Origin of the sequence: Microcoleus sp. B9-D4, from assembly GCF_036705105.1 — a bacterium.
Lineage (GTDB): Bacteria > Cyanobacteriota > Cyanobacteriia > Cyanobacteriales > Microcoleaceae > Microcoleus.
Map to the genome: position 1 here is coordinate 1 of NZ_JAUBTS010000012.1, position 12453 is coordinate 12453.

Sequence of the window (12453 nt, forward strand, 5' to 3'; positions counted from 1 at the left end):
GCCCGTCCAAAAAGGACGGGCGGGACGCCCATCCCACTTTCAAGAGTGGAAGTTATTTAATTCTCATTCCTTAGATAAAAGTCAAGGTTGATATAGGTTATTAGTTGTGGGGGGGCGGGTTTATGAGATTGTTTGCGTGCGTCAAAGATTATTGGTAAAACCCGCCCCTACAGCATCAAAAACACTTGCACAATTTACGCTAGCAGACACGATATTAATGGTGCAGCAGGTGCGATAAGCTTTCTACAGCATGAGCGATCGCACTTGGAGCAGATTCGCAAGTCGCAGCTTCGGCGGCGCAGTGGCCGGCGTGGAGTGCGTTTCCGACAGCCTGACTCCCTCCCTCCAGCGCATCGGCACCAAATTGACCGCGATATGTTTCTTTGACCATTTCAGCTTGAATTTTGCTGGTGGTCTCTTCGGGATTCGTTTCCCAATTGCGGATGGTTTGGACAATCTCGATCGCAGCCCAAATCAACATTCCGATTACGATCGCAGCAATCAAGTATCCCATAGCTTTCAAAAAAATTGAGGTTAGCTTTATATAATTTAACGCAGCAATTGGCAGTCAGCAGGATAAAACATATCTGATGCGAGTTCGGATTTCCGCCTCTTCTAGTCTTCGGCAGCCGGATAGTTCGGGACTCAAGTAATAGTTTCAACAATCAATAACAGAGTAACTCTTTTACAGTTTAACCTAATTTACACTGTAATTTAAACCCAAACAAAACCTATAATGGTGAACTAAAAAAATTATGCCATACAGTCAATTTACTACGATCGCCAAAGCGAAACAAGCTTTCGGTCTCACAGTCCAAGAGGGATCTCGCTTTATACCTCCGCTAAACCCGATCACACCCTCAGACATCCTCAGCGGTACTCTCAAAGATAGCCTCCCCATCGTCGCCACATCGGGAAGTGAAAAAGCGCGATCGGAAGGAATTATCTATCCCGTACTGCTGGAAGTGAGGCGGATTCTCGATCGCCAAATTAGCCTTTTTTCCGGCGAAGATTTCACCATCGACGAAGCTGTCGGACTGAATGGAGTGTTTGATTTTCTGCTAGCGCGATCGTCCGAAGTCCTAGAAATTGAAGCCCCCGCCGTTGTAATTGTCGAAGCTAAAAAGACCGACCTCAAAAGCGGATTGGGTCAGTGTATTGCCGAAATGGTTGCCGCTCAACGCTTCAATCAAGCCAAAGAAAAAAACATCCCCATCATCTATGGGAGCGTGAGTAATGGCATTCAATGGCAATTTATGAAAGTCGAAAACCAAACTGTGACGATCGACTTATCCGTCTATCCTCTGCCCCCTGTCGAGCAAATCCTCAGCTTTTTCGTTTGGATGATGCAGAATGATGCCGTTAATTCAGAAACAATTTAACCTTCCAAAGCGGCCAAAAGACACAGCAACAAAGCCTCCGTCCACTCGACTACGGCACCGTAAGTATCGCCCGTGTGGCCGCCCAAACGGTGGTTAAACCAGGCTCCGGCAAAAATTCCGATCGCACTTCCCCCCAAAGCCATCCCCACCGCCAACAGCCACCGATCGCCCTCCAAGACAACTTGCACCACGCTCAAACTCAGCAGCAACAGCACTCCTGGTATAAAATCAAAAGGAGAATAAATCGATTCCTTGTGAAATGCTCCCTTACCCTCAGCCCGGAGATAGGGATAGCGGGCGATCGCCACCAGTTGGCCCCACCTCCCCCAACCGGCGACACCCATCAAAGCCAGCCACCGATAGTTATTCAAGTCCGAGAGAGCGGCAGTTTTCAGCAGCACGATCGCGATCGCAGCCATCGCCCCAAAGGCTCCTGTAACGCTGTCCCGCATGACTTCCAGCCTACGCACGGGGTCGGGTACAGCCAGCCCGTCCGCCGCGTCCATTGCGCCGTCTAGGTGCAGCCCGCCAGTCACGGCGATGCCCAAAACTACCACCAAGGCCGATCGAGTCAGAGCAGGCATTCCCAACAACTGCAACCCAACATCCCCCAGTCCCAGCATCCCCCCAATCAAAAGCCCGATCGCCGGTGCCAAGCGGGCAATGCCCCGAAACTCCAAAGTCCAAGACACCGGTACTGGCAAACAAGTATAAAAAGCGACTGCGGCTGCGATGGCAGCGCCTTGATTCCGGAAAAAGTCGATCGTAGACCGAACCAATTTATCATCCACCATAAGATAGAAAATTTTTCATCAGGTATGCAGTTGTCAATCGATTAGTGTGTGCCAGAATTGGACTGTAACACCCTAGTTTTTTGGATCGAGCATTCCTCCTGTCGCCCGCTCTTTTCCCCGGAAAACCTCTGTCGGCAGCGATCCCAAAGCTCCCTCTCTAAAATAACTAAGCTCAAGATCCGCGTTTCCATTCCCAAAAATTCTAGCTAACTCCCTGATTTTCAAGACGGGAAAATACTACAACAGAGGCTTTTACTCCATGAGTCACGATCAATTGAATAACAGGGTAGTTGCTCCTTGCATCATCGATACAGGGATCGTCGTCAACAAACGCGATATCAAAAGATTGCTGTTTGATTTAGGACGTGTCCGCTACCTTCACATACAAGATGGCCAGATTTATAGCGAAGGGGAAGGTTATGTGCTCGAAGTCTTCGCCAACCCCCACCGTTCTACCCTGATTGCCAACCATGCGCTTTATTTGAACGTGTATAGTTTTGATTACCTGGAACTGAAACAGTCCCCGGTCGATGGTGCTTATTTTGACCTGATTCAAGAGGGACGGCAGTTGCGGTTAATTCCCCTCTCCAATCCTTTGCAAGAGCAATTCGCCCGGAATTTAAATGCTGCGGCTTTGGATGCGGTTGTCGATCAGGTACTCTCAGGCAACTGGGATCTGCAATTGGACGAAGATGATTCCCCCTTTTAATGGTCAGTCGATTTTAGATTTTAGATTTTAGATTTTAGATTTACTTGCAGCGCCGTGAATCTGGGAGTTAGAACTAAGGTCTAAAATTTTTTGCCCTCCACGACGATTGTCGGAAACTTGTCTCCGTTTTTGGGCGGGGTCATGGTTTTTTTTGTCGCGATGTCAACAACAATAGATTAAATAACACGGACGGCCGAGTAGCGGTTAACGAGCATCGGGGACTAATGACTGAGGACAAGGCGAAATTTTCTTTTAAATGTCAGGCTAATTGCAGCCATACCCAAGCGCGTGCAGGGGTTTTTGCTACTCCCCACGGTGTTGTGGAAACGCCTAAATTTATGCCAGTGGGGACGCTAGCTAATGTCAAAACTTTGACACCGGCACATCTTGAGGCGGCGGGTTCTCAAATGGTTTTGGCAAATACTTATCACTTGCACCTGCAGCCGGGGGAAGCAATTGTCGCAGGCGCAGGCGGATTGCATAAATTTATGGCTTGGCCAGGCCCGATGCTGACGGATTCGGGGGGCTTTCAGGTGTTTAGCTTGAGCCAAATGCGGACTATTTCTGAGAATGGGGTGACTTTTCGTTCTCCCCGCGATGGCCGCATGATTAATTTGACGCCGGAACGATCGATCGAAATTCAGAATCAGTTGGGCGCTGATGTGATTATGGCCTTTGACGAGTGTCCCCCTTACCCCGCTACGCGGGAGGAGGTGGAGGCTGCCACAAATCGCACTTACCGCTGGCTGCAACGCTGCATTCAAGCTCACTCGCGCCCGGATCAAGCTTTGTTCGGCATCGTCCAGGGGGGCGTTTTCCCCGATTTGCGATCGCGCGCGGCGAACCAGTTGGTAGATTTGGATTTACCAGGCTACGCCATCGGTGGCGTTAGTGTGGGGGAATCGGGGGATTTGATCGCAGAGATTGTAAAGGTGACTGCGCCTCTGTTGCCGACAAATAAACCGCGTTATTTGATGGGGATTGGGACTTATCGGGAAATGGCGCTGGCGGTGGCGAGTGGCGTAGATATGTTTGACTGCGTGATTCCGACTCGGCTGGCCCGCCACGGGACGGCATTTGTTGGTGGGGAACGCTGGAGTTTGAAAAATGCTCGGTTCCGGGAGGATTTTGCTCCGCTGGATGAGTCTTGTCCTTGTTATACCTGCCAAAAATTCAGTCGGGCTTATTTGGCCCATTTGGCGCGGGCTAACGAAGTGCTGGGGTATACTTTGCTGGCGCTTCACAATGTGACGGAGTTGATTCGCTTTACTGGGAGGATGCGGGAGGCGATTTTGGCCGATCGATTTACTGAAGAGTTTGCCTACTGGCTTGCACCGAGAGTCGATCAATCATGATTGCCGTGGGTAAAGATATGCGACAATTATGAAAATTCTGTTGGATAGGTAGGTTGATTCATGGAAGCTGCATTACTCTTAGCAAAACTGCCCGAAGCTTATTCGATTTTTGAGCCTTTGGTTAATGTTTTGCCGGTCATTCCCGTATTTTTCTTGCTGCTGGCTTTTGTTTGGCAGGCGGCTGTCGGATTTAGATAAGTTTGATTTCCTCAAAAGCAGGGGCAATTTTTGAATTGCCCCTGCTTTTAGCTATTAAGTTTTATTCCTCGGCCCTCTGACTCCTGACTCCTGACTCCTGACTCCTGACTCACCCTCAATAATTCATCCGTGTATCCGTGTCAAAATCCGTGTAGTGCCATCCTTCAGCTACCGCCGATCGCACTTTTGAATGCCGGCCTTTCTGAGATCCGCTTGATGTAATCTACAACGGCCGGATAAGCACTGAGGTCGAGTTTTAGCATCATCGGAATGTAGGCCAACATTGACCCGACTGCTGCGTCGGCTACGCCAAATTCATCACCCATTACAAAGGGCTGTTTCTCGAAGATTTCATTTAACGGTTTTAACAACTTGGGAGTTTCGCGATCGCGAGTTGCTTCTGTAAATATTCCCGGCCCCAGGGTGGCGTTAGCAAACGTGACCCACTGCACGATTTGAGCTTGCTGCTCCAAAGTGTCTGGCATTTTACCATATTTTTGAGCTAAATACAGCAGAATTGCGCCGGATTCCCAAAGTTTAAAATCTCCGTCGGCGATCGCGGGTACTTTGCCGATCGGGTTAATTTCGAGATACTCTGGCTGCAAGTGTGCCCCTGCTTGCATATCTAGGGTGACGAATTCGTAGGGAACCGCTATTTCTTCTAGATACCACTTGACAATTGAGGCCCTGCTGCGGGCTGCGCCGTAAAGTTTCAGCACGAAAATTTTATCCTTTAACACAATATTGCTGTTATAGCATTTTTGGGTCAGTTGTCAGTTGTCAGTTGTCAGTTGTCAGTTGTCATTTGGGAAAATTCCCAATTACCTGTTTGCCAATTACCTGTTTGCCAATTACCCATTCCATTACCAATGACTACTGACTACTGACTACTGACTACCGACTAATTGCCGATAACTAATGGCACTTCTGTCAAGTGCATAAACAAGATTCTGCTGCCAATGAAAATCAAAATTGCTCCGCCCACTATCTCAATTTTATTAGCAAATAAGTTGCCGCACTTGTGACCGATAAACACGCCTGCAAAGGCTAAAAAGAAAGTAATAAATCCGATCGCAGTCACCGCAGGAGCAATAGAATCTTTCAGGACAGCAAATCCGAGGCCAACTGCGAGGGCATCGATACTCGTCGCCACCGACAGCGTTATCAAAGTCCCCGTATCTAAGGGATTGAACTTTTTCTCGCATTCTTCGCTTTGCAGCGATTCATAAATCATTCTCCCGCCAATGAAACTCAAAAGCCCAAAAGCTATCCAATGGTCGATCGGTGTGATCAAAAAACTAAAACTAAGACCTATCAACCATCCTATTACGGGCATTAAAGCTTGAAAACCTCCGAAAAATAAGGCAATTTTTAAAGCTTTATTGACTTTCATGTGTTTGATTGCTAAACCGCTCGAAACAGCTACAGCAAAAGCATCTGCTGCTAGTCCTAATGAAAGTAAAACGGTAGTGGCTGCATCCATTTTTGTAAAGTGTTAGGTGTTATAAATAAAGTGTTCCTCTTGACTGTTTTAGTTTACACTAAATTTTGATACAATTGCGTTATTATCATAATCTATTCATTTTTGACTCACATTTATTTCACAATTGGCGAAGGTTGAAAAAATCAGCGGTTAGCTGTATTGTGTAAAAGATTATTTATCAAGTAGCAGAATTGACTATGCCGCCATCTAGACCCTACCAGCCATTGCTGCTCAGATTACTGCATGGGGTTAACGCTGCGATCGCGCTTTTAGCAATTTTGAGCGCATTTCTGGTTTACAACACCTACGATGGGCGGTTTGGCAAAGTCCCCGTGCCTCAAATTGCAGATATTATCGGGATTCACGGTACCTTTGGCAAGATGTTGCTGTTAGGAATAATGCCGACTTTTGCATTGTACAGTTTCCACGCAGGTCAAAAACGCTTGGTGCAGCCGGATTCTTTTGGGAAACTAACGCAGTTGGGAAAACCGATTTGGTGGTACAGTTTGCACCGGATTGTTAATACATTGATGTTGCTGGCACTGACTTGGGCGATCGCTTCTGGCAGTATGGTTAAGGAAGAATGGCTGCCGGCTGGGGAATTGACGCAGGTTTGGTATTATTTACACGCTTCTGGTTGGGTGGTATTGGTATTTTGTCTGGCAATGCACTTGTTGATGAGTGCGAAGGTGGGGGGTTTGCCGCTAATTTTGTCGATGTTTGATGCCGCATATCGCCCGGAAGATTCGCCGGCTGCTTGGTGGAAGAAAATTCGCTCTTTTGTCGATCGCTCTTAATGTGAAAATGCTTAATTTGAAAATGAACAGAAATATTTTATTAATTGTTGCGGAAGTCTTGGTAATGGGAGGCTGGTTGTTTGCTGTGGTTGCACCTTTATTATTTCCCTAATCCTATCATATCAAGTTTGGTTAAAAAATGATAATCAGGTTTGTAGTGAGGACTGAAGTCCTCCGTTTTATGAGGACTAAAGTCCTCACTACAAACCGACATTAAGCTTGTCGCGCCGCTTACTAGCAAGATTTGCGACGGGTTTCCCTGGCGGCAAAATGCGATATCAAACGATCGGCAATTTTACCCTAAACTCAGCACCGCCCCCAGTTTGAGATTTAATTTGAGGTTGAACCGGAGATTCAACTGTCAGGCTGCCACCGTGCAATTCTACAATAATTTTATAGCAAACCGACAGATCCAACCCTGTAAAATTTTTAAATGATTTATTATGGCCAAAATCCTCAAATATTCTGTGTTGAATTTCCTGCGTAATTATAGAGCCATTGTGGGCGATCGATACAACAATAAACCTGCCTGTATCATCCTCTAAAATATCGGTTTTGATTGTAATAATTTGAGCAGAGTTTTCAATACTTTTAACTGCATCTATAGCATGGCATATCAGACTCGCGAATACCTGGCTCAGTTGAGCAGGATAACACAAAATTGGCGGCAGGTTGTGGTATTCCTTGACTACTAATATTTTTTGCTCCAGTCTGTGAGCCAGCACCAGCAAAATATTGTCGATGCTCTCATTAACGTTGGCGTGTTCTTTGTTGGCTTCGTCAGGAAGTGAAAATTTCCTCAAAGCCAGGATTATCTGGCGAATGCCATCGGCTCCTATTTTCAAAAAATTGAGGATGTGCGGCAACTCTTGGCTGATAAAATCTAGGTCGCAAGTCTCTATTTTTTTTGCAATTCGTGGCACAGGTTCGGGATATTGTTCTCGATAGAGGCGAATTATGCTAAGCAAATCTTTGATATAATCGTTGAGGTGAATCAGGCGGCCGTAAATAAAGTTAATCGGGTTATTAATTTCTTGGGCGACTTCGGCGGCTAGTTGACCCACCATTGTAACTTTTTCGCTTTGTACTAAATGCTCTTCGGTGATTCTGAGTTTGGCTAATACTTCTTCCAAAAGTTTGAGTTCTTCTTGAATTTGCCCGTGGAGTTGGGATTGGGAAATTGCGATCGCCAGTGAGTCTGCAATTGCTTCCAAAACTTGCACCTCGTCGGGAGTCGCAAATCGGCGGTTTGCACAGGCGAACAGATATCCAAGCCGATGATTCTCAGTTAGTACGGGTACTGCTGCGTAGTGACTATTTGTGAGTTCGATATGGGCGTGTTCCTCAGACGCTGTGGCATCAGGGGAAGCGGTTTTATATAGCAGTATCGTTTCGCAGCGGTGAAGCCGTGCAGCTAAATCTCCAGAGGGCCCTCCTGGAACACCAAAGATTCCCAAGCGCCCCGGCAAACCTTCCCGGCAATATTCCCAGCCAAATTCTAAAGTATCTTGTCGGGGATCGTACCATGCGAAAATTGCTCGATCGAGCTTCAGTAAAGTACCGAGTTCGTCTACTGTAGTTTGGAGGATGCGATCGAGCTGCAAGCAAGCGCGAATGCGGCCACTCAATCGGTGGAGAAGGGCTTGTGTGCGACTGCGAATGCCATTTAGGGCAAACAGCTTGAGCCCCACAATTGCGGAGAAAATAGCTGCGGCGGCAAGTACGCCGGCGGCTACTGCTAGTATCTTGAAAGGAAGGAGTTCTTTTTCGAGATTGTCGCCGGGAATTACGAGGGCGATCGACCATTCAGCTTGTTCTAAAGGAAGATAGGCAACATAAACTCTGGCATCGTTGATTTGAGTCAGCACAATGCCCGTTTTTTGATAAACCATCTCGCGGGCTACATTTGCCAAATTAGCATCTGCTGACTCTAAAAGACTGGGAGCCGAATTGTCGATATTTCCAATTAATCGAGCGTCGGGATGCACAATCGGCACTCCTTGAGAATTGAGAACAAAAGCATAAGTTCCGGGGCCATATTCCAGCTTTCTTATTACTTGGGCAATTCGGTCGATGCTAATGACGCCGTTCATTACGCCGATCGGCTTTTGTGCTGTTTTATCAATAGAATTTACCGAATTTGACCACACGGGAGCCGAAATGGGAACAATACTTTGTTTTTTGAGCGTGCGAGAAATGGTAGGATCTGAAACATAGACTTCCCCAGCCATTGCCTTTTTAAAGTGTTGGCGATCGCTCACATTAATCAACGCTCTGCCCACTTTTGTGGTGAAATAAGAACCGTCGGGATCAATTAATGCCAAGTGCTGGAATTCTTGCAGTCGATTTACTTCCGATTTTAAATAAGGCTCGGCCACTGACCAATTCATCGAACGAACCGGAGGAGTGTGGGCGAGGATTTCGATCTCAGCCTTTCTAGTGCCGAGCCAGCGATCGATCTTGTTGGCCCGATCCCTAACTTCTAACAAAGCATTTCGCTCGCTTTTAGTGATAATCAAGCGGCGAACGCTTTGATAGCTCATACAACCAGTAATGCTAGCTGCCAGAATTGTTCCACCCAAAATTAAGAGCGCAGTTTGATACCGAAGATGGTATTCGCCCTTTAATCCCGCTGGCAATAGTCGAGTTAATTTCCAGCACTTTACTCTCGCAAAGCTTCGCATGGTTTGACCAATTTGTGAGATTGAAATCCTTAGCTCACCTACGATCTACTTGCCCGCCTGCCAGTAGTCTTAAACTACTAGCATTCAATAATTGCGGGGATTTTTTAATTTTTTTCCCCCCGAGCAGCTCCTATCATTTCCGGTTCCACCGGAATGATATCAAGGACACGGCAGTGCCGTTTCCCTACCCAGATTAATTGTAGGGACACAGCACTGCCGTGTCCTAGCTGTGGGTAATATTAATTCCGATGCTACCCGATTGGATATCACTTTGTTAAACAGGAATAATATTATACCACATTTTTGACAACTTAAAAAAGTTTATCAACTACTTAATTATTTTTTACAGTCGTTAATAATTTATGTTATTGAGGTGATGTGAGCAGTAAACTTTTTAGGTTGAGATGTTTGGTGTGTGTCTTACTCAATAGTCCAGACAGTTTTTAGTTGGTAGTCTGAAACCCTTGATTTTCGGTTGGTATTTCGAGTACGCGATCGCCTTGAAACCCTTATTCTACGGTTGGTAATCCAAAACAGTCCGCAGTATCGCTTCATAACGAAATATTAAAAGTTTTTCGTTCATTATTAATGAAGGAAAAACTTGTTAAATCTTTAATTTACATCTCAACACTCAAAATTATTTTCGGTGCATCCGCTGGCTGAGGCACTGCTAAATTGCCCCAGTTGCGCGATTTGTTTAAAGAACCTTGTGAGTGTGTTCGTGCTGTTTCACGTTGTCTTCAGTGCGAATGACGCGCTCGGAGTTGAGCACCCTTTTGCGTTCTAAGGAATAAGTAAAGTCGTTGCGAACTGTTCCCAAGGGAATGTGAAGTTGAGCTTGGGGGCGGATTTTGTAAGTGCGGGCAGCAGCGATCGCCCGAAAGCCAAATTCTTCGCTAAACTGAGCTGATGTCGGGAATTCTGGCAACATTTTAGGTGTTTCGCCGTCGAGCACTGCTCCCAAAGTCGTCCCGCAAATCATTAAATAGGATGTGGGAATTCCCTTCAAAATTGCTTCTAAAGCTGCTGAGGGAATAGCTTCGATTACTTGCACTTCAAAAACTTCGCCTTCTTCTTTAATGAAGCAGGTAGCTACACCGACTGCTATGTAGTCGTCGGTGCAGAGATCAGGAGCGTTGGGATAAACTGTTGCAGTCGTCATAAGAAAAGCTTGGTAGTGTGGAAACCGGGAACAAGAAATTATATCATTTCCGGTTACACCGGAATGATGTTGACGGTTGACGGTTGACTGTTGACTGTTCACTGTCAACTCGAATTTACTATTCCGATGCTAACGGATTTGATATTAAGCGGTTTTAGATTTATTCCACGGTTTTTTTCTGGATTTTACGTGAAAAATCTCAAACCGGCTGTTCTAAACCTAAAATTTTTTGGTTAAGCTCCAAGGAGCCGATCGCACGATTGTGTCGATCGTACCACATCAAGGTAGATGCCGGATGATTCGGCAAGGATTCCCCGCCGCCACGACGTTTGCAGGAATATCTTTGACAACAACACTGCCTGCGCCGATCGTGCTATTGTCGCCAATAGTGACTCCTGGACAAATAATACTGCCGCCGCCAATCCAAACATTATTGCCAATATTAATTTCAGCGGCGAGTTCTAGGCCAGAAAGCCTCATTTCCGGGTCTGTGGGGTGAAGAGCGGTGTAAATTTGTACGTTGGGCCCACACAGTAAATTTTCGCCAATGTTAACTCGATTGCAGTCGAGAATCACACAGCCAAAATTCATATACAATCCGTTTCCAGCATAAATATTGCTGCCGTAGTCGCAGTAGAAAGGTGGCTCGATTTCAACTTTTAGCCCAACTGCACCGAACCATTCTGCGAGAATTTCTAACCGTTTGTCTGGTTCGTCTTCGCGGGTAGAATTGTAGGTTCTGGCGAGACGGCGGGCTCGCTGGCGCTCTAAAATTAATTGCTCATCGGCAGCTAAATACAATTCGCCGGCGAGCATTTTTTGTTTTTCGGTTTTTTCCACAGTTTTTTCCAAGGTAATAATCGGCGGTTGAAACCGCTACTTCACCCACGAACTTCATCTCTAAGAGATTGCAGAATAATGTAGGGTGCGCTAGGCGCACCTTACCGCTATAATTAGCGCGTCATACCCATTTTATATGAGGCCCCGTAGAATCTGATCCCCCCTAACCAAGAGGGCGGGCACGGGGAGTAGGGGTCGCACCGCCCCTACTAAGGGGGGGACAAGAGCTTGGTCAAAGTCAACCCCTACTCCCCTTATTAAGGGGGATTTAGGGGGATCGAAATATATGCAACTTCACATTAAATTGGTATCAGCTCATTTTTTGATGTTGCAGCATACATTTAGGGATCAGGTTTTGACTGCAAACAAACAGCTAAATCCAGATTGGCTAATTTCTCAAAAGCTCGATCGATCGATCCTTTTCCCCGCAAAAAACCAGTATTTGCACCGGGGCAAATATACTGTAAAGTTTCCGGCGAAAATCGATCGATAATTGACTTCACGCTGTTAATTTGCCTAGGCCAGTGAAAAGTTTTTGCTGTCAACAGCGGTACTGGGGCGGCTTCTCGGTTGGGGAGCAAGTGCCTACCCGAAAACAGCACTCCACCGCTGCCATTATGATAAAGGCAAGAGGAACCAGGAGAATGGCCAGGAGTCCAAAATGCTTTGATTCGATCGCTCACAACAAATTCTCGCTCAAAAACCGTCACCTTCAAACCCGGCAGTAAATAAGCTTCCTGCTCTTGAATCAGGATCTCGCACCCCGTGGCTTCCTGAATCTCCCGCGCCTTGGCGATAGCGCCACGGTGGGTGAGAAACAGCAGTCGCACGCCGCCGTGTTCCCGCAAAAATGTTTGGTTAATCTCATCCCAAGCGGGACAATCCACCAGGATGTTAGTTTGGTTTTCTACAATGAAATAGGCTGTTGCACCCAGGGTATCCCGGTTAGGGGGGAAAGCCAGGATATTGTCGAGCACGGGCCTGGGTTGTTTGGAGACTGAACTCTGTTGTTTCAAGGAAGTATTTCAGAAGGGAATGGGATAAATATT

The 12453-nt window shown here is 46.5% G+C and carries 13 protein-coding genes; 5 read left to right on the plus strand and 8 right to left on the minus strand.

Going from position 1 to position 12453, the window contains the following annotated elements; genetic code table 11:
• Positions 1 to 214: 214 nt before the first annotated feature.
• Complete coding sequence (locus QUB24_RS10030; RefSeq protein WP_333152989.1) at positions 215 to 514, minus strand: hypothetical protein; 300 nt, start codon at positions 512 to 514, stop codon at positions 215 to 217.
• 241 nt (positions 515 to 755) lie between these two features.
• Here QUB24_RS10030 and QUB24_RS10035 point away from each other — a divergent pair, with 241 nt between their 5' ends.
• On the plus strand, positions 756 to 1382 hold the full coding sequence (locus tag QUB24_RS10035) for a hypothetical protein (protein ID WP_333152991.1): 627 nt from the start codon (positions 756 to 758) through the stop codon (positions 1380 to 1382).
• On the opposite strand, the gene cobS is transcribed toward QUB24_RS10035, so the two are convergent.
• On the minus strand, positions 1379 to 2176 hold the full coding sequence (gene cobS / locus QUB24_RS10040; RefSeq protein WP_333152993.1) for an adenosylcobinamide-GDP ribazoletransferase: 798 nt from the start codon (positions 2174 to 2176) through the stop codon (positions 1379 to 1381). The two genes, QUB24_RS10035 and cobS, sit on opposite strands and share 4 nt — an antisense overlap.
• A gap of 259 nt (positions 2177 to 2435) precedes the next feature.
• Here cobS and QUB24_RS10045 point away from each other — a divergent pair, with 259 nt between their 5' ends.
• From QUB24_RS10045 to QUB24_RS10055, 3 genes are all read left to right on the plus strand, one after another.
• Positions 2436 to 2885 (plus strand): hypothetical protein, encoded by a 450-nt coding sequence (locus QUB24_RS10045; RefSeq protein WP_333152995.1) that lies wholly within the window; start codon positions 2436 to 2438, stop codon positions 2883 to 2885.
• 224 nt (positions 2886 to 3109) lie between these two features.
• Positions 3110 to 4240: a tRNA guanosine(34) transglycosylase Tgt gene (gene tgt, locus QUB24_RS10050; RefSeq protein ID WP_333152997.1), complete on the plus strand. Its 1131-nt coding sequence runs from the start codon at positions 3110 to 3112 to the stop codon at positions 4238 to 4240.
• A 60-nt stretch (positions 4241 to 4300) separates the two neighbouring features.
• Entirely contained in the window at positions 4301 to 4438 is a 138-nt protein-coding gene (locus QUB24_RS10055) for a photosystem II reaction center protein K (RefSeq protein ID WP_006634808.1), read from the plus strand.
• 164 nt (positions 4439 to 4602) lie between these two features.
• Here QUB24_RS10055 and QUB24_RS10060 read toward each other — a convergent pair whose 3' ends face one another.
• Positions 4603 to 5157: a glutathione S-transferase family protein gene (locus QUB24_RS10060; RefSeq protein ID WP_333153143.1), complete on the minus strand. Its 555-nt coding sequence runs from the start codon at positions 5155 to 5157 to the stop codon at positions 4603 to 4605.
• Positions 5158 to 5339: 182 nt separating this feature from the next.
• Positions 5340 to 5921 (minus strand): manganese efflux pump MntP family protein, encoded by a 582-nt coding sequence (locus tag QUB24_RS10065; RefSeq protein ID WP_333153000.1) that lies wholly within the window; start codon positions 5919 to 5921, stop codon positions 5340 to 5342.
• 197 nt (positions 5922 to 6118) lie between these two features.
• Between QUB24_RS10065 and QUB24_RS10070 the strand changes: the two genes are divergently transcribed.
• Complete coding sequence (locus QUB24_RS10070) at positions 6119 to 6718, plus strand: cytochrome b/b6 domain-containing protein (RefSeq protein ID WP_333153002.1); 600 nt, start codon at positions 6119 to 6121, stop codon at positions 6716 to 6718.
• Between the two features lie 278 nt (positions 6719 to 6996).
• Here QUB24_RS10070 and QUB24_RS10075 read toward each other — a convergent pair whose 3' ends face one another.
• From QUB24_RS10075 to QUB24_RS10090, 4 genes are all read right to left on the minus strand, one after another.
• Positions 6997 to 9402, minus strand: a complete 2406-nt coding sequence (locus QUB24_RS10075) for a cache domain-containing protein (RefSeq protein ID WP_333153003.1) — start codon at positions 9400 to 9402, stop codon at positions 6997 to 6999.
• A gap of 697 nt (positions 9403 to 10099) precedes the next feature.
• Complete coding sequence (locus QUB24_RS10080; protein WP_333036242.1) at positions 10100 to 10564, minus strand: hypothetical protein; 465 nt, start codon at positions 10562 to 10564, stop codon at positions 10100 to 10102.
• A 279-nt stretch (positions 10565 to 10843) separates the two neighbouring features.
• Positions 10844 to 11404, minus strand: a complete 561-nt coding sequence (locus tag QUB24_RS10085) for a sugar O-acetyltransferase (RefSeq protein ID WP_333153005.1) — start codon at positions 11402 to 11404, stop codon at positions 10844 to 10846.
• A gap of 341 nt (positions 11405 to 11745) precedes the next feature.
• A complete protein-coding gene (locus QUB24_RS10090) occupies positions 11746 to 12420 on the minus strand; it encodes an MBL fold metallo-hydrolase (RefSeq protein ID WP_333153007.1) in 675 nt (224 codons plus the stop codon).
• Positions 12421 to 12453: the final 33 nt, after the last annotated feature.

What these genes read in the sequence shown, in the direction of transcription:
- cobS (WP_333152993.1), bottom strand. Translation starts at nt 2,176, where the DNA reads ATGGTGGATGATAAATTGGTTCGGTCTACGATCGACTTTTTCCGGAAT.
- QUB24_RS10075 (WP_333153003.1), bottom strand. Translation starts at nt 9,402, where the DNA reads ATGCGAAGCTTTGCGAGAGTAAAGTGCTGGAAATTAACTCGACTATTG.
- QUB24_RS10035 (WP_333152991.1), top strand. Translation starts at nt 756, where the DNA reads ATGCCATACAGTCAATTTACTACGATCGCCAAAGCGAAACAAGCTTTC.
- tgt (WP_333152997.1), top strand. Translation starts at nt 3,110, where the DNA reads ATGACTGAGGACAAGGCGAAATTTTCTTTTAAATGTCAGGCTAATTGC.
- QUB24_RS10045 (WP_333152995.1), top strand. Translation starts at nt 2,436, where the DNA reads ATGAGTCACGATCAATTGAATAACAGGGTAGTTGCTCCTTGCATCATC.
- QUB24_RS10080 (WP_333036242.1), bottom strand. Translation starts at nt 10,564, where the DNA reads ATGACGACTGCAACAGTTTATCCCAACGCTCCTGATCTCTGCACCGAC.
- QUB24_RS10030 (WP_333152989.1), bottom strand. Translation starts at nt 514, where the DNA reads ATGGGATACTTGATTGCTGCGATCGTAATCGGAATGTTGATTTGGGCT.
- QUB24_RS10065 (WP_333153000.1), bottom strand. Translation starts at nt 5,921, where the DNA reads ATGGATGCAGCCACTACCGTTTTACTTTCATTAGGACTAGCAGCAGAT.
- QUB24_RS10055 (WP_006634808.1), top strand. Translation starts at nt 4,301, where the DNA reads ATGGAAGCTGCATTACTCTTAGCAAAACTGCCCGAAGCTTATTCGATT.
- QUB24_RS10070 (WP_333153002.1), top strand. Translation starts at nt 6,119, where the DNA reads ATGCCGCCATCTAGACCCTACCAGCCATTGCTGCTCAGATTACTGCAT.